The 21,765-nt window shown below is 64.8% G+C and carries 19 protein-coding genes; 4 read left to right on the top strand and 15 right to left on the bottom strand.

All coding sequences use genetic code 11. The annotated features are described in order from the left end of the window. Positions 1-89: 89 nt before the first annotated feature. From HNE05_RS03805 to HNE05_RS03790, 4 genes are all read right to left on the bottom strand, one after another. Entirely contained in the window at positions 90-779 is a 690-nt protein-coding gene (locus tag HNE05_RS03805; RefSeq protein WP_240008812.1) for a transporter substrate-binding domain-containing protein, read from the bottom strand. A gap of 260 nt (positions 780-1,039) precedes the next feature. After that, positions 1,040-2,335 carry an OprD family porin gene (locus HNE05_RS03800; RefSeq protein WP_173203506.1) on the bottom strand — a complete coding sequence of 432 codons (1,296 nt, stop codon included), beginning with the start codon at positions 2,333-2,335 and terminating at the stop codon, positions 1,040-1,042. Between the two features lie 63 nt (positions 2,336-2,398). Continuing rightward, positions 2,399-2,722, bottom strand: a complete 324-nt coding sequence (locus tag HNE05_RS03795; protein ID WP_173203504.1) for a hypothetical protein — start codon at positions 2,720-2,722, stop codon at positions 2,399-2,401. A gap of 87 nt (positions 2,723-2,809) precedes the next feature. Beyond that, complete coding sequence (locus HNE05_RS03790) at positions 2,810-4,576, bottom strand: cyanophycinase (protein ID WP_240008811.1); 1,767 nt, start codon at positions 4,574-4,576, stop codon at positions 2,810-2,812. 552 nt (positions 4,577-5,128) lie between these two features. On the opposite strand from HNE05_RS03790, the gene HNE05_RS03785 reads away from it, so the two are divergent. From HNE05_RS03785 to HNE05_RS03770, 4 genes are all read left to right on the top strand, one after another. After that, a complete protein-coding gene (locus HNE05_RS03785; protein ID WP_173203500.1) occupies positions 5,129-5,905 on the top strand; it encodes an ABC transporter substrate-binding protein in 777 nt (258 codons plus the stop codon). A gap of 155 nt (positions 5,906-6,060) precedes the next feature. Beyond that, entirely contained in the window at positions 6,061-7,173 is a 1,113-nt protein-coding gene (locus HNE05_RS03780) for a succinylglutamate desuccinylase/aspartoacylase family protein (protein WP_173203498.1), read from the top strand. A 154-nt stretch (positions 7,174-7,327) separates the two neighbouring features. After that, positions 7,328-8,260 (top strand): MurR/RpiR family transcriptional regulator, encoded by a 933-nt coding sequence (locus tag HNE05_RS03775; protein ID WP_173203496.1) that lies wholly within the window; start codon positions 7,328-7,330, stop codon positions 8,258-8,260. A gap of 99 nt (positions 8,261-8,359) precedes the next feature. Continuing rightward, a complete protein-coding gene (locus HNE05_RS03770; RefSeq protein WP_173203494.1) occupies positions 8,360-9,736 on the top strand; it encodes an L-serine ammonia-lyase in 1,377 nt (458 codons plus the stop codon). A 75-nt stretch (positions 9,737-9,811) separates the two neighbouring features. Here the strand turns inward: HNE05_RS03770 and HNE05_RS03765 are convergent, their stop codons facing one another. From HNE05_RS03765 to HNE05_RS03715, 11 genes are all read right to left on the bottom strand, one after another. Then, entirely contained in the window at positions 9,812-10,840 is a 1,029-nt protein-coding gene (locus HNE05_RS03765) for a hypothetical protein (RefSeq protein ID WP_173203492.1), read from the bottom strand. A gap of 270 nt (positions 10,841-11,110) precedes the next feature. Continuing rightward, on the bottom strand, positions 11,111-11,872 hold the full coding sequence (locus HNE05_RS03760; protein ID WP_173203490.1) for an ABC transporter permease: 762 nt from the start codon (positions 11,870-11,872) through the stop codon (positions 11,111-11,113). A 142-nt stretch (positions 11,873-12,014) separates the two neighbouring features. Continuing rightward, complete coding sequence (locus tag HNE05_RS03755) at positions 12,015-12,938, bottom strand: ABC transporter ATP-binding protein (RefSeq protein ID WP_173203488.1); 924 nt, start codon at positions 12,936-12,938, stop codon at positions 12,015-12,017. Between the two features lie 79 nt (positions 12,939-13,017). Then, on the bottom strand, positions 13,018-13,548 hold the full coding sequence (locus HNE05_RS03750) for an SRPBCC family protein (protein ID WP_173203486.1): 531 nt from the start codon (positions 13,546-13,548) through the stop codon (positions 13,018-13,020). Between the two features lie 320 nt (positions 13,549-13,868). Beyond that, the gene (locus HNE05_RS03745; protein WP_173203484.1) at positions 13,869-14,294 is read right to left on the bottom strand and encodes a YybH family protein; all 426 of its coding nucleotides are present in this window, start codon (positions 14,292-14,294) and stop codon (positions 13,869-13,871) included. A gap of 18 nt (positions 14,295-14,312) precedes the next feature. Next, complete coding sequence (locus HNE05_RS03740; RefSeq protein WP_173203482.1) at positions 14,313-15,086, bottom strand: DUF899 domain-containing protein; 774 nt, start codon at positions 15,084-15,086, stop codon at positions 14,313-14,315. 116 nt (positions 15,087-15,202) lie between these two features. Then, a complete protein-coding gene (locus HNE05_RS03735; protein WP_173203480.1) occupies positions 15,203-15,553 on the bottom strand; it encodes a YciI family protein in 351 nt (116 codons plus the stop codon). Positions 15,554-15,731: 178 nt separating this feature from the next. Beyond that, positions 15,732-16,970: an RNA polymerase sigma factor gene (locus HNE05_RS03730; RefSeq protein WP_173203478.1), complete on the bottom strand. Its 1,239-nt coding sequence runs from the start codon at positions 16,968-16,970 to the stop codon at positions 15,732-15,734. Between the two features lie 252 nt (positions 16,971-17,222). Next, positions 17,223-18,605, bottom strand: coding sequence for an aspartate aminotransferase family protein (locus HNE05_RS03725; RefSeq protein WP_173203476.1), 1,383 nt, complete (start codon positions 18,603-18,605; stop codon positions 17,223-17,225). Positions 18,606-18,668: 63 nt separating this feature from the next. Continuing rightward, entirely contained in the window at positions 18,669-20,093 is a 1,425-nt protein-coding gene (locus tag HNE05_RS03720) for an APC family permease (protein ID WP_173203473.1), read from the bottom strand. A 143-nt stretch (positions 20,094-20,236) separates the two neighbouring features. Then, positions 20,237-21,730 carry an aldehyde dehydrogenase gene (locus tag HNE05_RS03715; RefSeq protein ID WP_173203471.1) on the bottom strand — a complete coding sequence of 498 codons (1,494 nt, stop codon included), beginning with the start codon at positions 21,728-21,730 and terminating at the stop codon, positions 20,237-20,239. Positions 21,731-21,765: the final 35 nt, after the last annotated feature.

The raw sequence follows: 21,765 nt of genomic DNA, 5'->3' as shown, positions 1-21,765 counted from the left end.
GGCTTCTGAACTGTTGGGGGTTTCTGCACTGCTGTTGTGGGTTGTCGTAGAACGGAATTGCTTGCCAGGTACACGGCCGTGGTGGCCGCTCAATACACGCTGAACTGCTTGAAGTACTGCTTCTCGATGCGCGCATACACGCCGTTATCGAGAATGGCCACCAGCGCCCGGTTCAAGCGGACCTTGAGCGCCTCCTCACCTTTGCGCAGGGCAATGCCCTGGCCCTTGCCGAAGAACTTCGGTGCGACCACGGCATTGCCGACCCGCTCGAAGCCGGCACCGTTGGCCGTATCGATGAAACCGAAGTAACCGGACACTGCATCGTCCAGCACCAGGTCGACGCGCCCTGCGTGGAGCGCCTGGTAGGTGGCCGCCGCACTGTCGAAACGCTCGATCGCCACATGCTTGGCAAAGCGCTCGCTCAGGTAGCGGTCATAGGTGGTGCCACGCTGCACACCCAGGCGTCGGTTACCGATGCGCCGTGGGGTGATGATGACTTCGTTGATGGCGCCTGCGCGGGCGAAGAAGAACGCCGGCGTCTGCGCATATTTCGCGGTGAAGTCCACCTGCTTGAGGCGTTCCTCGGTGATCGACATGGACGCCAGAATCAGGTCCGTGCGCCGCTCCTGCAGGGCCGGGATCAGGTCGTCCCAGGCGAACCGCTGCAATTGGCAGTCGGTGTTCATCTGCTCGCACAGGGCATGAGCGATGTCGACATTGAAGCCCTTGAGCTGACCGTTCTGATCGAGCTCCTCGAAGGGCGGAAACTGTCCTTCCATGGCGATTCGCAGGGGCTCCGCCTGGACCGTGAAGGCCAGCAACCCTGCCATTAACAATCCGGATAACAACCCGTACGCACGCATATTCACGCCTCCTTGTTGCAGGTCGGCCGGTACTGCCAGGTGCCCTCTACCGGAAAAAAACGGCGCCATACGGGCGCCGTAAGGTCAAAGGAGCAATCGGAGCAGACCTTAAGAAAAACGGCTGCAGGCCGTGGCTGCACAACCCTGGGTTGCACGACCACGGGCTGGGTGACGCGTTACAGAATGCTCAGCGGGTAGTCGACGATGACCCGGAACTCGTGGATATCGCCCTCGCCCTGGTCGCCGTTGGCATAGTGGAACGCCTGACGCAGACGCACGGAGAGATCCTTGGCCGGGCCTTCCTGGATCACGTACTTGATGTCCAGGTCGGTTTCGCTGTGCTCACCGTCGGCGCCGTAGTAACCGACATAGCCGCCGTTGACGTCGGCGTCGGTGCCATCGATGTCGCTACCTTTGACATAGGTGACCTTGGTGGTCAGGCCCGGCACACCCATTTCGCTCCAGTCGTAGGCATAACCGATGCGCCAGGACTTCTCATTCGGCGCGTTGAAGTCGGAGTACTGCATGGAGTTGGAGAGGAAGATCGAGTCGCCGCCGACGTAGTCGAACGGGGTGTCGCCATCGACAGCCTGGTAGGCCAGCAGCAGGCTGTGCGAACCCAGGGCGTAAGTAGCCGCCAGGCTGAAGGTGGTGTTGTCGATGTCGCCCTGCAGCGCATCGCCGGTGTCGTTGGTCTGGTACAGGTTGAAGTCGAAGTTGAGGCTCTGGCCTTCGCTGATCGCCAGGTTGTAGTTGAGGTTGCCGTAGTACTGGTTCCAGGTCTCGTCGAACTGCGAGGCATAGAAGCCGAGAGTCAGGTCATCGTTGACGCTGTACCAGCCACCGGCAAAGTCGAGGGTCTGGCCGATCTCGCCGCTGCCGTAGTTGAGGTTCAGCTCGTCATCGCTGTTGGTCGAGTTGCGGTTGTTGTACGCGGTGAAGTGACCAGCCTCGAGGGACAGACCCTCGATCTCACCACTGGTGACATGGAAGCCGGTGGCGGTTTCCGGCAGCAGACGGCTGTGAGACGTGGCGAACACCGGCGCTTCGGTGCGCATTTCCCCGTACTTCAGCACGCTCTCGGAGACGCGCAGCTTCACCGCACCACCGGTTTCACCGTATTCGTCCTGGGGACGGCCTTCGTCACTGATCGGCAGCAGGCCGGTGCCGGTACGGCCACGGCCGCTGTCCAGCTTGATACCCATGTAGCCGTAGGTGTCGACGCCGAAACCAACGGTGCCCTGGGTAAAGCCGGACGCGAACTCGGCCATCACGCCGTGCGCCCACTCCTCGCGGTAGCTCTGGCTGTCCGGCTTGTTCTTGAAGTCGCGGTTGAAGTAGTAGTTGCGGTTCAGCAGGCTCAGCTCGCTGTCTTCGACAAAGCCCTTGGCATCGGCCTGGCCCGCCAGCGCCAGCTGGGTGCTGGCGGCACTGATGGCCAGCGCGAGACAACTCAGTTTTACAAGATTCATGACTTACTCCGTTTAGTGTTATTGGAAAGCCCCTCACAGGGCTTCAGGTTTTTGCCGACCCGGTCAGACAAACAGTTCCGGTGTGAACACCGCTGGCCGTACGCCCCTGCTGATCACCGCCTCCAGGCACAACGTCGACTCGCCATCCAGCCAGCAGACGAAGTAACCCGCGCTTTTCAGGCGCTTGAGGCGAAACTTCCACTCGCGTTCCAACAGCTCACCGGCATTGGCCAGGCGCTGCTGCAGCTGGATCACCGAGTAGAAGCCGGCTGGCGTCTCGACCCGTTCGAGCACCGTGGCGACCGGGCTTTTCAGGGCCTCCACCGCGGGCTCGTGGTCGTGCAGCAGCTTGTCCAGGGCGAACAACTCCAGATGGGTTAATTGCATGAGCACCTTCTCGACTTGCTTTTCTCGGGCACAAAGGGCCCCGCTCGCCCTGCCGCAGCAGGGCGAAATCAAGGTTGTTTCAGGGAGTCAGGACGGCTTGGCGAGACCGAGCAGGCGCGCCAGGCTGTAGGCCACTTCCTCGCGGCTGACCACACGCTCGGGCTCGAAGCGGCCCTGCTCGGCACTCAGCCAGCCGGCGCCGACGGTCAGCGCCGCGGCCTCGGCCACGGCCGGATCCAGGCCTTGCACATCCTGCAGTTCGGCACGCTGGACCAGGCTGGTCTTGGCGAAGCCCTCGACCAGCGCCTTGCAGGCCAGCGCCCAGTCCTGGCGAGTGACCGCGCGCTCGCCCTCGAAGCGGCCATCGGCCTGCAGCCAGCCATTGGAAAGCACCACCTCGATCTGCTCGCGCAGCGGATGCTCGGCCGGCACGTCGACCAGCTTGGGCAGCTTGTCCAGCGCCGGTTCGGCGGCCAGGGTCATCTGCAGGGCATTGGCCAGTTCGAAACGGGTCAGCGCGCGCTTGGGCTCGAAACGGTTGCTGGCATCGCTGGTCATCAGGCCGCGGAAAGTCACCGCGCGCACCGCCTGCGGCCAGCGGCTGCTGCCGACATCCTGCGGCGTGCTGCGCGCCGGGTCGCGCAGGGCCGCATCGACCGGGGTGATATCCAGGCGCACACCACTGACCGTGTAGTTGGTCAGGGAATCCTGGAAGCGGCTGTGGGCGCGGAAACCCTCGGTTTCGCTGAACTCGAAACGGTAGCCGTAGTGGTAGCCGTTGGCCGGGTTGTAGCGGGTCATCAGGCCCACCTGGCGGGTGGCGGTGTTGTCGGCCAGACCATAGAGCACGGCACGCGACATGGCCGAGACGGCGGAGAGATCGGTGAGCAGCTGGTTGCCGACCAGGTATTCATTGCCGGCAGCGATCGCCTCCTTGCCCTCGGCCGGCTGCACCTCGCCGCTGTTCAGGTCGTAGCGATCACCATGGCCGAGCATGGCCAGGCGCACGTTCTGCAGACGCGTGCCGTAGACGCCGAAATCTTTGCTGGCCTGGCTGGCATCCATCACCGTCAGGTAGCCCTCGCCGAGCACTTCCAGCTGGCCATCGGGCTTGATCCAGATCGCGGTGTTGGTATCCAGGCCGAAACCCTTGGCCGGTTGCTGGCCCACCAGGTAACTGGCCATGCGCGCGGCCCGCCCGCTGCTGGTTTCCTCGATCTGGTCGAAGTGCTGGTCGATGATGCCGGCCTTGAACAGCCCGGCCCCCTTGAGCAGGGCAGTACCGCGCTGGTCGGCCTGCTGCGCGACGCCGAAGTCGAGGGTGTCCATGACCACCCCGTAGGCGGTCGGCATGGTCGCACCGAGGATGCTCGCACCGGCACTGCTGCCCGCCACCACGCCGCCCTTGGCGAACACCTGGCGCACCGCCTTGAGGGTCAGCGACTCGCTGCCATCGGCGTTGTACAGGGCGCGGGCGATACGCGCCTGGTCGCCGCCGACGAACCATACGGCGGTCGCCTCGGTCAGCGGTTTGACCGCGGCCGGGTCGTTCATGCTGGTCTGGTAGTTCTGCTTGTCGATGCCGACGATGCTGATGTGCGCGGCCGGTACGCCCAGGGCCTGCAGCTCGCCCTGGAAGCGCTTGCTCGAACTCAGGCTGCCGCTGGCGGTGGGCATGATGGCGATGCGGGCCTGGTCGGCACCGCCGGCCAGCTCGATGAGCTTCTCGTATACCGCGCTGTTGCTGGCGCGCAGCATGCCGCCCACGGCCAGCAGGTTGCCATCGGCCAGGGCCGGCGCAGAAAAACCGCAAAGGATCAGGGCGGCGACCAGGGCGCCACGTTTCGGCTGCATTGTCATTCTTGTTGCTCTTCTTGTAGTGAATACCACGGGCCCTGACGGCCCAGCCCAGCAGACCCAGCGCATCCTCCTGATACCCCGGCACGCCAACCGCGCACCGACCACTCCCTTGCCCCGAAACCCGCTCGACGGGGCGCAACCGCACTGAATGTTTTTTTTCAAATAATCATATTTTTGAAATCTTGTATATCAACAAAAAGCGACAAGCAACCCCCGAATCAGGTCATTTAATCGACCAAATGATCAGGAAATATCTAACAAAATCACTATTAAACAGTTATTTAAGTCGGATTCGCTGCGTCACGCACACAATCCACAGATGAATCCTGATTGACACGTTTTTTTCTTATAAGTACCGTTAACGAACAAAAACGTGTCACTCAATTACAAATTACTGCTGGGCTTGCTGTACCGAGGCAGCCACGACAGGGCAGGCGCCCACAAGGTTCCTGCTGCACCTTTCGCCAGCGCGCGAAGCAGCACCGCCCGCCAGACGGCCACAGGCCGCTCCGACGAGCTCAATCGCCACTTAAAGGAGTCATCACAATGAAAAAAATCGCACTTCTCGGCGCCCTGGCGCTTACCGCATTCAGCGCCATGGTCCAGGCGGAGGAAGCCGATCTGCGTATCGGCATCGAAGCGGCCTACCCGCCCTTCGCCTTCAAGACGCCGGACGGCAAGATCAGCGGCTTCGACTACGAGATCGGCAACGCCCTGTGCGAACAGATGCAGGTCAAGTGCGAGTGGGTCGAGCAGGCCTTCGACGGCCTGATTCCGTCCCTGAAAGTGCGCAAGGTCGACGCCGTGCTGTCGTCCATGTCGATCACCCCGGACCGCCTGAAGTCGGTCGACTTCACCAAGAAGTACTACCACACCCCCGGCAAGCTGGCGATGAAGGCCGGCAGCGTGATCAACGACCCGCTGGTCGACCTCAAGGGCAAGAAAGTCGGGGTGCAGCGCGCCTCGACCTATGATCGCTACGCCAGCGACAAATTCGCCGAAGCGGGCATCGAGGTGGTGCGCTACGGCTCGCAGAACGAAGCCTTCCTCGACCTCGCCTCCGGCCGCATCGACGCGACCCTGGCCGACGTGGTCAACATCGGCGAAGGCTTCCTGAAAACCGACTCCGGCAAGGGCTTCGCCCTGGTCGGCCCGGACTTCAACGATCAGAAGTACTTCGGCAATGGCGCCGGTATCGCCGTACGCAAGGGCGACGCCGCCACCGCGGAGAAATTCAGCAACGCCATCGCCGCCCTGCGCAGCAACGGCAAGTACCAGGAAATCCAGGGCAAGTACTTCACCTACGACATCTACGGCCAGTAACTCCCGTCCACACCGTGCACCCGGCCCAGCGCCGGGTACACTGCATAATAAGACTCCTCATTCACTCGCCGAGCCTGCCCGCCCGCGCACCCGCCAAATCCTCGTAGAAGGCCCGGCCGCGTCGCGCACAGAGGCACAGGCTCCAAGGAAGCAACATGCAACACCTTGAGTATTCCCTGCCCTGGAGCGGTCTCGGTACACAGCGCAACCTGTCGGTGTTCCGTTTCGGCAGCGGTGCGCGTAAGGCCTATATCCAGGCGGCCCTGCATGCCGATGAGCTGCCGGGCATGCGCGTCGCAGTGGAACTCAAGCGGCGTCTGCAGGAGCTGGAAAACGCCGGCTGCCTGCGCGGGGTGATCGAGCTGGTCCCCGCCGCCAACCCTATCGGCCTGGCGCAGATGTTCCAGGCCACCCACCAGGGCCGCTTCGACTTCTCCAGCGGCAAGAATTTCAACCGCGACTTTCCCAACCTGGCTGCGCCACTGATCCACAGCCTGCAAGGCCAGCTGGGCGATGACGCGGACCGCAACATCGAACTGATCCGCCAGGCCATGCGCCGTGCGATCAGCCAGCTGCCCGAGCCGCAATCGCAGCTCGACGGCCTGCAGCGCCTGCTGCTGCAACACGCCTGCGACGCCGACGTGGTGCTCGACCTGCATTGCGACTTCGAGTCGGTGATGCTGCTCTACGCCCTGCCGCAAGCCTGGCCACGCCTACAGGGCCTGGCCGCGCGCCTGGAGGCCAAGGCGGTGCTGCTGGCCGAAGACTCCGGCGGTCAATCCTTCGACGAAGCCTGCGCCGCGCCCTGGCTGCAACTGGCCGAGGCCTTTCCCGGCGCCCCCGTACCGCTGGCCTGCCTGACCGCCACCATCGAACTGGGCGGCATGGCCGATACCGAACCGCAACGTGCCAGCCGTGACGCCGAGGCGATCCTCGCCTTCCTCGCCGACCAGGGACTACTTAGCGGCAACTGGCCGGCCATCCCCGCCAGCACCTGCAGCGCCACGCCTTTTGCCGGCGCCCAGTACGCCTATGCGCCACACCCAGGCGTGGTCAGCTTCCTGCAGCCGCTGGGCGCCCAGGTCAAGGTCGGCGACCCGCTGTTCGAAGTGCTCGACCCGATCAGCGACCGCCGCTCCCTGGTGCACGCCACCACCGACGGCGTGCTCTACGCCCGCGAACGCCTGCGCTTCGCCCAGCCCGGCCTGTGGCTGGCCAAGGTCGCCGGCGCCACGCCGATCCGCACGGGCCGCCTGCTCAGCGACTGAAGCGGCAGGTAATGTTTCTGGCAGGGACGCCACCCTTTTCGAGCGTGCCGAGTTCCGGCCACCGGCTGGCACTCGGCCACCGGCAACGCACCTTCGGATACACTGCGGCCTTCTCGTGGTGGTTACCGCCCTTTCCGAACAGGCCTGCACACGCATGACATCCACGCCCAGCAACGTCACCGTCTACGCCTCGCCCGTCATGCGCAAGCTGGCAGCCATCACCCCGGACCTGCAACCTTCGCTGCGCAAGGTGGCCGACTTCATCCTGCGTCACCCGCTGAAAGCGGCGACCCTGACCATCGAAGAGCTGGCCCAGGAAACCGCCACCTCCGCCGCGGCGGTCAACCGCCTGGCGCGCGCCATGCAGCTGGGCGGCTACAGCGCCCTGAAGTCGGCACTGGTGACCACCCTGCAGGAACTGGTGTCGCCGGTGGACAAGCTGCGCAACGAGCTGGCCCATCGCCCAGATGGCACCTTCGGCCTGCAGGAACAGATGCAGATCGCCAGCAGCAACCTGGGCAGCACCGCCAACAGCAACAGCATCGCCGCCTTCGAGGCCTTCGTCGGCAGCCTGACCGCCGCCCGCCGCATCTACATCCTCGGCTTTGGCAACAGCGCCTACATGGCCGGCCTGGCCGCCGCCAACCTGGTGCCCTATTGCGCCGACGCGGTGGCGGTGAGCATGGAGGGCGGCAACGAGAACGCCGCCTATCGCCTGGCTACCATCACCGAGCACGACGCCCTGCTCGCCATCTCCCTGCCACGCTACTCGCTGGACACCCTGCAGCTGGCGCGCTTCTCCCTCGAACGGGGGGCCAAGGTCCTGGCCATCACCGACTCGCCCGCCTCGCCGCTGGCCGCCATCGCCGACCACTGCCTGTTCGCCCCGGCCAGCCACCCGGTGCTGATCAGCTCCAACACCGCCGTGCTGGCGCTGATCGAGAGCCTGGTCGCAGCCGTGATGACGCGCAACAAGGAGGCGGTGAAGCTGGCCGCCGAACTGACCGAAAGCGTGCTGTCCTACCTGCATGTACCGAACAACGAGACCCCGGCACGCAAGCGGCTGCGCAAGCGCAAGGAGCGCTGAGCCGCAGCGGCGAGGAAAGGCAACTGCAGGTCGCTTCCTCGACCGTAGGGTCTTGCCAGTGGGTGTAAGCTTCTGACTGATCAGTCACAGGAGCACGGCATGGCCCTCAGCGTATTCGACCTGTTCAAGATCGGCATTGGCCCCTCCAGCTCACACACGGTCGGGCCCATGCGCGCTGCCGCGCGTTTCGTCGAGGGGCTCAAGCGCGAACAGCTGCTGAGCGCCACGGTCACCCTCAAGGTCGAGCTGTATGGCTCGCTCGGCGCTACCGGCAAGGGCCACGGCAGCGACAAGGCGGTGCTGCTCGGCCTGGAAGGTGAACAGCCGGACACAGTCGACACCACTGCCATCGAACCGCGCCTGGCGGCGATCCGCGCCAGCGGCGAGCTGAACCTGGGCGGCGAGCGGCGCATCCGTTTCGTCGAGAAGGAACACCTGGCGCTGATCCGCAAACCCCTGGCCTTTCATCCCAACGGCATGATCTTCCGCGCCTTCGACGCCGCCGGCCTGCAAGTCCGCTCGCGCGAGTACTACTCGGTGGGTGGCGGCTTCGTGGTCGACGAAGAGGCCGCCGGCCTCGACCGCATCGTCGAAGACCAGACCCCACTGGCCTACCCGTTCAAGAGCGCCAAGCAGTTGCTGGCCCTGTGCAGCGAGCACCACCTGTCGATCAGTCAGCTGATGCTGGCCAACGAGGCAGCCTGGCGCCCGGAAGCGGAAACCCGCGCCGGGCTGTTGAAGATCTGGCAGGTGATGCAGGATTGCGTCAGCGCCGGCTGCCGCAACGAAGGCATCATGCCCGGCGGGCTCAAGGTCCGTCGCCGCGCTGCCGCGCTGCAACGCCAGCTCAGCGAACACCCGGAAGCCAGCCTGCGCGACCCGCTGACGGTGCTGGACTGGGTCAATCTCTACGCCCTGGCGGTCAACGAGGAAAACGCCAGCGGCGGCCGCGTGGTCACCGCGCCCACCAACGGCGCGGCCGGCATCGTCCCGGCGGTGCTGCACTATTACCGGCGCTTTGTGCCCGGCGCCAGCGACGACGGCGTGGTGCGTTTCCTGCTCACCGCCGCCGCCATCGGCATCCTCTATAAAGAGAACGCCTCGATCTCCGGCGCCGAAGTCGGCTGCCAGGGTGAAGTCGGCGTGGCCTGTTCGATGGCTGCTGGCGCCTTGTGCGAAGTGCTCGGCGGCACCATCCAGCAGGTGGAGAACGCCGCCGAGATCGGCATGGAGCACAACCTCGGCCTGACCTGCGACCCGGTCGGCGGCCTGGTCCAGGTGCCGTGCATCGAGCGCAACGCCATGGGCTCGATCAAGGCAATCAACGCCGCGCGCATGGCCCTGCGCGGCGATGGCCAGCATTTCATTTCCCTGGACCGGGTAATCCGCACCATGCGCGACACCGGCGCGGACATGAAGAGCAAGTACAAGGAGACGGCACGCGGCGGGTTGGCGGTGAATATCATCGAGTGCTGACCCGCACGCCCATCGCTCTTGTCGGTACAGCCAGGCCTACCCTGCTCGCAAGGCCTGACTGCATTCAGGCGAGGATTATTGAGCGCTGCGCTCGTTCACGGTAATGGTGAGCAGCATGTTGCCGCGGTTGTCTGTCAGCAGGCTGGGGTTATCGTTCATGCATATCTCCAGCGGCGCCGTTTGATTCGCGATGAAACTCACCGAACCGGCCTCGCCCTGAATACTCTGGGAGCCAATGCGGTACACCAGCGAGAACTTCCTGCGATCGGTAAAGAGATAGCCGGCTGGGGTGAGCACCGACGGGTCGCCGCTGGCGTCGAAAACATGACCAGATCCGTAATCGATCGTGCGGCCATTGGTGGTGATACGCACGCCGCTGCCCCTACGGATATCTGGCATGGGCCCCGTTGGCGACACCACGGGAATGCATACCGTGGTGGTGACTGGCACCTGGCACTGCGGACCGACGCAGAAGCCGAACCTGAAATCCTCGCGGCCATCGGGCCCGATCCCCACCGCGATATCTTTACTCACACTGCCCAGGCAATCGACCTGGCTGTTTACCCGAACCAGCTTCTTGCCGGGCCAGCCGTTGTAAGTGTGGTTAACGAGAAACAGCCCATCCAGGCGCTGATTGAAGAAGACCTGCGTCGGGCTCCCATCGCCAAAGTTAATCGAAGCCTGCCTACAGCTACCGGCCCCGAGGGGGCTCGCATTGATTTCCGTACCCAGTTCGGCGAAGCGCAGGGACTCGAGCTCAGCTGCGGAGCAATTCCGCGGCGGGTTGGATGGCTCATCACTGAAGCAATCACTCGGGCGATGGGTTCGGCCACCGAAGGAGATGTCCGAGATGACGTTGGTGGTGCCGGTATTGGAGTTGGGCGTGCATCCCGGCAGGCCCAGGGCGGCAGCCAGCAGCAGTGCCCCGCCGCTTGCCCACTTGGCCCTGTGGAAACGCTTCGTCCTTGAATCGGATGGCGTGGCATTGGCCCGTTCGGGACAAATACCGTAATGCCCGCCAGCAAAAGACAGAAGCGCGCGGCCAGATACAGCGGAAACACGAGAGGATGCAGACCTCGTGGGAGAGCAGGTTGGCTGGGGCATGGTTGCCGATTCCTATTCAGCAGGGTTGCTATACCCAGCCTGGCTACCACTCCACTCTGCGGACCGGGGTCAAATGAATGATGGCCTACCAACCCGAATGAATCGGAACAAAACGCGATATGAAAGCCCCGTGTTCTACGCCATCACTGGCGCAACCGATACCCAGTCTTGAACATCCAGCCAACGGTAACGATGCACAGCAGCAGTCCATAGGCCGGGTGAAAATCCGCGGGTTTCACCCGCCCTACGCTTCTCGGGAACTCCTGCCCCTCACTGACGCAAGCGATACCCGGTCTTGAACATCCAACCCACGGTGATGATGCACAGCAGCAAAAAGCCCAGGGTCATGCCCAGACTGACCGCCACGTTGACGTCGGACACCCCGTAGAAGCTCCAGCGAAAGCCGCTGATCAGGTACACCACCGGGTTGAACAGGGTCACCTGCTGCCACAGCGGCGGCAGCATGCTGATCGAGTAGAAGCTGCCGCCGAGGAAGGTCAGCGGCGTGACGATCAGCGCCGGCACCACCTGCAGCTTCTCCCAGCCGTCAGCCCACACGCCGATGATGAAGCCGAACAGGCTGAAGGTGATCGCCGTCAGCACCAGGAACAGCGCCATGACCAGCGGATGGGCGATCTCGAAGTCGACGAACAGGCGCGCCGTGACCAGGATAATCAGGCCGAGGATCACCGACTTGGTGGCCGCCGCACCGACGAAGCCGATGAGGATCTCCAGGTAGGAAATCGGCGCAGAGAGCAGCTCATAGATGGTCCCCGAATACTTCGGCATGTAGATGCCGAACGAGGCGTTGGAAATGCTCTCGGTGAGCAGCGCCAGCATGATCAGCCCCGGCACGATGAAGGCGCCGTAGCTGACGCCCTGCACCTCGGTCATGCTCGAACCGATGGCCGAGCCGAACACCACGAAGTACAGCGAAGTGGAAATCACCGGGGTAGCGATGCTCTGCAGCAGGGTGCGCCAGGTGCGGTGCAGCTCGAACAGGTAAATGGCCTTGATCGCGTGAAAATTCATACGGCTCCCTCATCCGGTCGTTGCAAAGCTACTGCGCTCGTCCAGGCTGCGTTGAAATCCGGCTCGGCCTGCTCATGTACGGTTTGTACACTCCGCGGCCTCGCCTGATTTCGCCTTGCCTGACCTTCGCTCGCTACGCTTTTCAACGGCCGGAAACCAGATTAACGAAGATATCTTCCAGCGAACTCTCGCTGGACTGCAGGTCCTTGAAGTCGATGCCGTGCTGGGCCAGGTCCTTGAGCAGCTCGGCGATGCCGGTGTGCTCGCGCTGGGCGTCGAAGGTGAACACCAGGGCGTGGCCGGCGTCGGCCAGTTCCAGGCCGTAGCTGTCCAGCTCGGCGGGGATGCTCGCCAGCGGGTGCTTGAGCTGCAGGGTCAGCTGCTTCTTGCCGAGCTTGTGCATCAGCACGTGCTTGTCCTCCACCAGAATGATCTCGCCCTTGCGGATCACCCCGATGCGGTCGGCCATTTCCTCGGCCTCCTCGATGTAGTGGGTGGTGAGGATGATGGTCACCCCGCGCTCGCGCAGCTGGCGCACCATGTTCCACATGTCACGGCGCAGCTCCACATCGACCCCGGCGGTGGGCTCGTCGAGGAACAGGATCGACGGTTCGTGGGACAGCGCCTTGGCAATCATCACCCGGCGCTTCATGCCCCCGGACAGTTCGAAGATCTTCGCGTCGCGCTTGTCCCACAACGACAGGTCGCGCAGCAGCTGTTCCAGATAGGCCGGATTGGGCTTCTTGCCAAACAGGCCGCGGCTGAACTTGACCGTCGCCCAGACGGTTTCGAACACGTCGTTGACCAGCTCCTGCGGCACCAGGCCGATCTGCGAGCGGGCCGCGCGGTAGTCGGCCTTGATGTCATAGCCGGCCACCCGCACCTGGCCTGCGCCCGGATTGACGATGCCGCAGATGATGCTGATCAGGGTGGTCTTGCCGGCGCCGTTGGGGCCGAGCAGGGCGAAGATCTCGCCCTTTTCGATTTGCAGATTGATCTGTTTCAGCGCCGGATGGCCGGACGCATAGGTCTTGCTCAGGTTTTCGACCGAGATTACCGATTCCACGGCAGCTCCTTGGCAGGCAGCAAAAGGCCGATTGTAGAGCAGGAGTCGCCGCAGCTGCTCGGCAAGCTTGGCGCCAGCGTCAGGTTTTTTCGCCCTCGGCCAATGCCTTGAGGCTGGCCAGGCCCTGGTCGAAGTCCTTGCCGACCATCTTGTCCATGTTGAACAGCAGGCCCATGGCCTTGCCGACGAAGCCGTTGCTGCCGCTCATGCTCCAGCTCACCCGCGTGCCACCGGCCTCGGTCTGCAGGTGGAACTCGGCGGTATTGTCGGCCTGGAATGGCTTGATGAACTGCAGGTCCATGCGCACCAGCGCGCCGGGCTGGCTGGCACTGATGCGGCAGCTGCCCTCGCCCACTTCACGGTTGCCGAGCCAGCGATAGATCGCCCCTACCCCGCTCGCCGGCCCCTCGTAGCTGACCTGCATGGCCGGGTCGCGCTTGGCCCAGGGTGACCACTGGTGCCAGCGGTGGAAGTCATTGACCCAGGCAAATACGGCTTCCGGCGCGGCCTGGATCAGCGCCGAACGCTCGATGCGAAATTCGGCCGGGCGCGAGGCGATGAATACCGCCAGGCCGGCGAGGATCAGTACCGCGAAAATAAGAAGTGTCATGGGTTTCTCCTTGTGTAGTTGTTGAGTCCTGAGTGGCGTGTAGCCCGGATGCAATCCGGGACCCGGCACGTACCAATTCCCCGGATTACATCCGGGCTACGTTGATCGTTCCCTCTCCCCCAGCCCCTCGGTTTTGGCGTCCTGCGTCACCCTACCTCCTGCATCCCTGCAGTCGTCTCCCACAAGTGGGAGAGGGGAGACAAGCAGTCCGTAGCCCGGATGCAATCCGGGGAGCCCGACACGCCCCTTTCCCCGGATTGCATCCGGGCTACTTGCGAGTGCGCACGGCGCACGGCGCACTCTAGATGCTTGCTGCCCCCTCAAGGCTCCAGGCCGAACAGCGCCTGGCCACTCTCGGGGTCGAACGGCACCGAGAAGTGTTCGTGGGCGATCAGCCAGCGCCCGCCCTGCTTGCGGTAACCCTGGCTGACGCGCAACCAGCAGCCCTGACTCTTGCCTTCGGCGTCGGTGCCGGCGCAATGGGCGAGGAAGTGGCCGAAACCCAGCTCGCCGCTGGCTTCCTGCTCCAGCTCGCGCACATCGAAGGTGGTTGGCCCGGCGCACATCTCAAGGCACATCTGCCAGTGCGCCCGGTAGGCGGCGCGGCCCTTGAATTGCAACTGGAGGATGGCATCGAAGGCCAGCACATCCTCAGCGTAGTGTTCGATGATGGCGTCCAGGTTCTTCGCCAGGTTGGCCGCCACCCAGGTGTCGATCAGGCCGCGCAGTTCTGTCGTGGTGCTCATGCTCTTCTCCTTGTGCGCTCAGGCGCAGCAGTCATGCGTGGCAACCGGGGCCTCGCCATAGCGGTCGTGGTGCTGGTTCCAGAACAGCCCCTTGCCGTCCAGGTCGGGCATGCCGTCCCAGCCCTCGCCACGGCCGAACGGGGTGAGGTCGAGGTAGTGGTAGGTGTTCATCAGCATGTCCAGGCCGCGGCCATAGGTGGAGTAGCAATGGAACACCCGCTCACCGTCGCGCAGGAACACGCTGGCGCCGGGCAGCTCGCCCTTGACGTCATCCAGCTGCCCCAGACGCTGCAGCTCGGCCTGGTCGCGGTAGTTGTACTCGACCGGCGCCTCGGCCGCGTCGATGGTCACGTGGAAGTCGTAGTTGAAGCGGCTGCCGAACGACGAGTACCAGGGCAACGTCCAGCCCATGCGCCGCTTGAAGGTCTCCAGCTCGGTCAGTGGCGCCCGCGAGACCAGTACCAGGCGGGTGTCGCGAGCCTGCAGATGGGCCTGATGGCCGATGTTGTCGACCAGGAAGGAGCAGCCGGGGCAGCCCTCGCCTTTGTCGCGGTGATACATGAAGTGATAGACGATCAGCTGGCGCTGGCCGGCGAACAACTCATGCAACGGCACCTCGCCATCCGGGCCATTGAAGCGGTAGTCCGCCGTGACCTCCACCATCGGCAGCTGCCGGCGCGCGGCATTGAGCGCATCGCGCTGATGGGTCAAAGCCTTTTCCTGCTCCAGCAGGGCCAGGCGCACGGCCAGCCATTGTTCACGGCTGGCGATTTTCGGGTATTCAGGTTTCATCGTTATTCCTCCTGGTGGCCGCTTGGCGGCAGCCCAGCCACAAGCCCAGGCCACTGGCTCCAGCGACACTGGCGCCACCCACGACCAGGGCGGCCAGACAGAACGGGCACACGGCCTCAGCCCTCGAGTTGCAGCTGACGCACCGGCCGCACTTCGACGCTGCCGACCCGCGCCGCGGGAATGCCGCCAGCAATCTGCAACGCCTCGTTGAGGTCGCGCGCCTCGATCAGGTAGAAGCCGGCCAGCTGCTCCTTGGTTTCGGCGAACGGCCCGTCGGTGATGCTCAGCTTGCCGCCGCGCATGCGCACCGTGGTGGCGGTGGCGACCGGTTCCAGCGGCTCGGCGGCGAGCATGCGGCCGCTCTGCTGGACGGTTTGCGCATAGTCCAGGCACTCCGCATCGCGCGGGCTCTCCGGCAGGCTGTGCAGCAGTTTTTCGTCGCTGTAGATCAGGCACAGGTATTTCATTGGCTTCCTCCCTGGCAGCGTTTTTCGCTGCGGTTATCCACTAGTCGCCTGGCGCAACGCGGAATCGACAGGCCCGAAAATATTTTTCAGCGGCCCACGACCGCTGCCCTGTTTTATGTAGGAGCCAGCTTGCTGGCGATCAGCAGCCCGCACAGAGCGATCGCCAGCAAGCTGGCTCCTACATCGTCGGCAACTCGGCCAACCGCCGTTCAAGAAACTGCCGGTCAGCGCCCTGCTGGCTCAGCTGCAGGGCGCGCTGATAGGCGGCGCGGGCGGCAGCCCAATGGCCCAGGCGCCGGTTCAGATCGGCGCAGGCGGCATGCGCCAGGTGGTAGTCGGCCAGCTCGCCGCGCGCCAGCAGCGCCTCGATCAGCTGCAGGCCGGCTGCCGGGCCATCGCGCATGGCCAGGGCCACCGCGCGGTTGAGTTCGATCACCGGCGAAGGCGTGGCGCGCAGCAACACGTCGTACAGGCCGACGATCTGCACCCAGTCGGTCGCGTCCATGCTCGCCGCCTCGGCGTGCACCGCAGCGATGGCCGCCTGCAGGCTGTAGGGACCGAAGCGTCGCGACTGTAGCGCGGCCAGCACCAGCGCCTCGCCCTCGGCGATCAGCACCTTGTCCCACAGGCTGCGGTCCTGCTCCTCCAGCAAAATCGGCTCGCCGGCCGCCGAGGTGCGCGCAGCGCGCCGCGATTCGTGCAGCAGCATCAGCGCCAGCAGGCCCTGCACTTCCGCCTCGGGCAGCAACTCCAGCAGCAGGCGGCCGAGGCGGATGGCCTCGGCAGACAGGTGCTGGCGGGTCAGCTCGGCGCCGGAGCTGGCGAAGTAACCTTCGTTGAACACCAGGTAGACCACCTGCAGCACCGCCTGCAGGCGCTCGGCCAACTCGTTGCGCCCCGGCACTTCGTAGGGGATGCGCGCGTCGCGGATCTTGTTCTTCGCCCGCACGATGCGCTGGGCGATGGTGCTGGGCGTGGCAAGGAAGGCGCGGGCGATTTCCTCGGTGGTGAGGTCGCAGACTTCGCGCAGGGTCAGCGCCACCTGGGCCTCGAAGGCCAGGGCCGGGTGGCAACAGGTGAACACCAGGCGCAGGCGGTCGTCTTCCAGATGCTCGCCATCCCAGACCTCGCCCTCGGCGAGCGGTTCGGGGCTGTCCTCCAGGGCCTGGAAGCGCGCCTGGCGGCGCAGCTGGTCGATGGCCTTGAAGCGCCCGGCCGAGACCAGCCAGGCGCGCGGGTTGGCCGGCACACCCTGGCTGGGCCACTGTTCCAGGGCGGCGCGGAAGGCTTCGTGCAGCGCCTCCTCGGCCAGGTCGAAGTCGCCGAGCAGGCGAATCAGGGTCGCCAGCACCCGCCGCGACTCCTCGCGGTACAGGCGCTCAAGGTGCAGTTCCAGCTGCTTGGAATCCAGGTCCATGGTACGTCTCGTTCGGCCAGAGGCAGGCAAGGGTAGCCCACCAAAGCCTACCTATTGGTCGAACCAGAGGAAACGAAATCGACAAGCGGCACGCTGGCCAATTGCCCATAAGGAGAGGAGATCACGTTATGTGTTACAGCTGCCCTTGGTGCGCGCGGCGCACCCTACGCGACCGGGACAACGCCCAATAAAAAACCCTTGGCGCCGCCGGTGGGGCGCCAAGGGTTGCGGCCAGCTTGCTTGCAGTTGCCGTTACAGGCGACCGAACTCCTGGGCGGTGCGGTCCAGCGCCAGCTTGGTCTTGCTGACCAGCTCGTCGATGTCGCCGCGCGTGGCCACCAGGGCCGGCGCCATGATCATGCGCCCGCCAGTGGCGCGGATGATCAGGCCTTCCTCGAAGCCGATGGTGCGGCAACGCCAGGTGATGTCGGTCTCGTTGGCGAAACGCTTGCGGCTGGGTTTGTCCTCGCACAGCTGCAAGGCGGCGACCAGGCCGGTACCCTGGATTTCGCCAACCAGCGGGTGGCCCTCGAACACCTGGCGCAGGCACTGCTGCAGGTACGGGCCGCTGTCGTTCTTGACCTGGTTGACCACGCCTTCGTCACGCAACGCCTTGATGTTGGCGATGGCCACGGCCGCCGCCACCGGGTGCCCGGAGTAGGTCAGGCCGTGGGCGAACACGCCGCCCTGCTCCACCAGCACCTCGGCCATGCGCTTGCTCAGCACCAGGCCGCCCATGGGGATGTAACCCGAGGTCAGGCCCTTGGCGATGGTCAGGGTGTCCGGCTCAAAACCGAAGTGCTGGTGGGCGAACCACTCACCGGTACGGCCGAAACCACCGATCACCTCGTCGGCGCACAACAGCACATCGTACTGACGGCAGATGCGCTGGACTTCCGCCCAGTAGCTGGCCGGCGGGAAGATCATGCCGCCGGCGCCCTGGAAGGGTTCGGCGACGAAGGCGGCAACCTTGTCGGCGCCCAGCTCGAGGATCTTCGCCTCCAGCTCGCGGGCCGCCTTGAGGCCGAATTCCTCTTCCGTCAGTTCGCCGCCCTGGACGTACCAGTACGGCTCACCGATATGGGCGAAGTCCGGCAGCATGCCGCCCATCTCGTGCATGAAGCCCATGCCGCCGAGCGCAGTGCTGCCCAGGGTGGAGCCGTGGTAGCCGTTCCAGCGGCCGATCATCACCTTCTTCTGCGGCTTGCCGAGAATCTGCCAGTAGCGGCGCACGGTGCGGATCAGCACCTCGTTGGCCTCGGAACCGGAGTTGGTGTAGATGGCGTGGCTGTAGTGGCTGGGCAGCAGGCTGAACAGCAGCTCGGACAGCTCCACCACCGCCGGGTGAGTGGTGTGGAAGAACATGTTGTAGTACGGCAGCCGCTCCAGCTGACGGGTGGCGGCGGCGGCCAGGTCCTTGCGGCCGTAGCCGAGGTTGGTGCACCACAGGCCGGACATGCCGTCGAGGTAGCGTTTGCCTTCGTTATCCCACAGGTGCAGGCCCTCGCCGCGCACCATCACGCGCGGCCCTTCGGCGTTCAGCGCCTTCTGGTCGACGAAGGCGTGGATGTGGTGAGCCGCATCCAGCGCCTGGTAATCACGGGTGGTGCGGGTGGGGTTCTGGGGGAGTGTCATGACAGCGGCCTCGCCTGTTTACATGTTGTTGAATGGCCGGGGCGCAACACCCCGGCGGATGACTCATTTGCGCGCCAGAACCTCGTCCAGCGGCACCGGGGTGAACAGCGGTTTACGCATTACCAGTTTGATCCACACGACGGCGATCAGCGACACCAGGCCCAGCACCACACCGGCGCTGGTGAAGATGGACGCGGCCATCTCAGGAGTCGGCGAGGCGTAGTAGATCGACACCAGCATGCCGACGATGCCGAGCAGCTGTGGCAGCGGGAAGAACGGCGTCTTGAACGGGCGCGCCAGGTGCGGATAGCGGCGGCGCAGGGCGATCACGTCCAGGTGGCAGACGATGTAGGCCAGCAGCCAGGCGATGGCCGCGGCGATCAGCAGCAGATTGACCGCGCCGGGGTTATCGCCCATGAACAGCACCGGAATACCGGTGATGGCGGCGACGAACAGCACGGCCACCCAAGGGGTGTTGAAGCCCCGGCTGAGCAGCTTGAACTGCGGGAACGCCTGGCCGTTCTGCGCCATGCCGTAGAGCATGCGCGGGATGGCCGCCAGCGAGGTGTTGAGGGTGCTGCAGGTGGCGGTAAGTGCGGCGATCACCAGCACATGCTTGCCGGTTTCACCGAACAGCGCGGTGGCATACAGGAAGTGCGGCAGCGCATCGCTGGCCAGTTTGTCCTGCGGCACGTAGTACAGCGCGCCGATGGCATACAGGGCGATGGTGACGAAAATCACCGTGACGCCAATGATCATCGCCCAGGGAATGTTGCGCTCCGGGCGCCGCGACTCTTCCACCAGCGGGCAGACGAACTCGGCGCCGACAAAGCCCCAGATGGCCAGCGCCACCAGGGTCAGTACGCCAGCACCCATCGGGTTCCAGTCCTGCGGCAGGCTGCTGCTCAGCGCCGGTTCGCTACCGCTGCCGCTGACTGCCGCGAGGCCGAGGGCCAGCAGCACGATCACCATGATCGTGGCCAGGGCGGTCTGCAGGCGGGCGAAGATATCGATGCCGAGCAGGTTGAGCAGGGTGAACAGTACCAGCACGCCGAAGGCGATGCTCATGTGCGGGAACACGCCGGGATAGACCTGGTTGATGATCAGGTCGAGCAGCAGCAGTTCGGCCGAGAGGGCGAACATCGCCACCACCACGTAGCCGGAGAAGGTCGAGACGATGGCCGGGAAATGCCCCAGGGCCACCTCGGTGTAGCTGCTCAGGCTGCCGGCGCGGGGGATCATCAGCGACAGTTCGGCGAAGGAGAAGATGTAGCTCAGCGCCAGCAGAAAGGCGATGAACAACGGGATGAGGAAGCCCACGCCGGCGATGCCGGCGCCTTGCAGCATCAGCACCATCACGCCCTGGGACACCACCAGGCCAATGGAGACCGACAACAGGGCGCCGAGCCCCAGACTCTTGCTGAACTTGCCTTTGGCCTCGACGCCCGCGGCCCGTGGGGGCGAGAGGGTGATATCGGGATCGTACATGGGGTGTTCTCCTGCGATTTTATTGTTGTGCGAGGTGGAACTTGCGTAGCGACTCGCGCGGACATGCCGCGCTCCGGGAGCACCTGGGCAATGCCTGCCGGCCTGCCGCGCGGGCATGGGCCAGGCAGGCGCCGCCGGGATGCTTAGGAGCGCAGCTGGAACCAGGTCGTCTTCAAATGGCTGTACTTGTCGAAGGCATGCAGCGACAGGTCGCGGCCAAAGCCGGACTGCTTGCAGCCGCCGAACGGGGTGCACACGTCGAGGGCATCCACGGTGTTCACCGATACCGTACCGGCACGCAGGCGGCGGGCCAGCCGATGGGCGCGGTGCAGGTCGTCGGTCCACAGCGAGGCGGCCAGGCCGTACTGGCTGTCGTTGGCCAGGCGCACGGCCTCCTCTTCGCTGTCGAAGGCAGTCACCGCCAGCACCGGGCCGAACACCTCGTCACGGGCCAGGCGCATGCTCGCGCTGACGCCGGTGAAGATGGTCGGCTGGATGAAGTTGTCCGAGCCATTGAAGCTCAGCCGTTGGCCGCCGCAGACCAGCCGCGCACGCTCGCCCTGGGCCTGATCGATAAAGGCCATGATGCGTTCGGCCTGGCGCGTCTCGACGATGGCGCCCATGCGGCTGGCCGGGTCGAGCGGATCACCCGGCTGCCACTGGGCGGCCTTGGCGATCAGGCGTTCGACGAACTCGTCATGGATCGAACGCTCGACCAGCAGGCGCGAGTTGGCCGAGCAGACTTCGCCCTGGTTGAAGAAGATGCCGAAGGCGGCCTTCTCCGCGGCCAGGTCGAGATCGCCGCAGTCGGCGAACACCAGGTTGGGGCTCTTGCCGCCGCACTCCAGCCAAACTTGCTTCAAGTTTGATTGAGCGGCGTAGGCCATGAAGTACTTGCCCACTTCGGTGGAGCCGGTGAAGGCCAGGCAGTCCACATCCATATGCAGGCCGAGGGCCTTGCCGGCGGTCTCGCCCATGCCCGGCACCACGTTCAGCACGCCTGCCGGCAGGCCGGCTTCCAGCGCCAGCTGGGCCAGGCGCAGGGCGGAGAACGGTGATTGCTCGGCCGGCTTGAGCACCACGCTGTTACCGGCAGCCAGGGCCGGAGCCAGCTTCCAGGCGGCCAGGTCGAGGGGGAAGTTCCACGGCACCACGGCGCCAATCACCCCCAGCGGTTCGCGGGTGATGGTGGCCAGGGCATCGCTGGCGGTGGGGGCGACCTGGTCGTAGAGCTTGTCCAGGCTCTCGGCGTACCAGGCAAAGACCTGGGCAGCGCCCGGCACGTCGACGTTGTAGGCATCCATCACCGGCTTGCCCATGTTCAGCGAATCGAGCAGGGCCAGCTCCTCGCGGTTGGCCATGATCAGCTCGGCCAAACGCAGCAGCACCTGCTTGCGCTCACGCGGCGCCATGCGCGCCCAGGGGCCCTGGTCGAAGGCGCGGCGGGCACTGCGCACGGCGGCATCGACATCCGCCGCATCGCAGGCGGCAACCCGATCCAGCAACTGGTTGGTGGCCGGGTTGATCGAGGCAAAGGTGGCGCCGGACTGCGCGCCGCGCACCTGGCCATCAATCCATGCACCGGTGATAAAGCCCTGGGCGGCAGCCCGCTGCTGCCAATCGCTGAGTTGCAACATCGCCTCGATCCTCATACCGACCGCACATGGCGGCC

It is taken from the genome of Pseudomonas campi (assembly GCF_013200955.2).
Taxonomy (GTDB): Bacteria; Pseudomonadota; Gammaproteobacteria; order Pseudomonadales; family Pseudomonadaceae; genus Aquipseudomonas; species Aquipseudomonas campi.
Note: the sequence above shows the minus strand (reverse complement) of the source record. Positions and strands in the feature narration are given on the sequence as shown.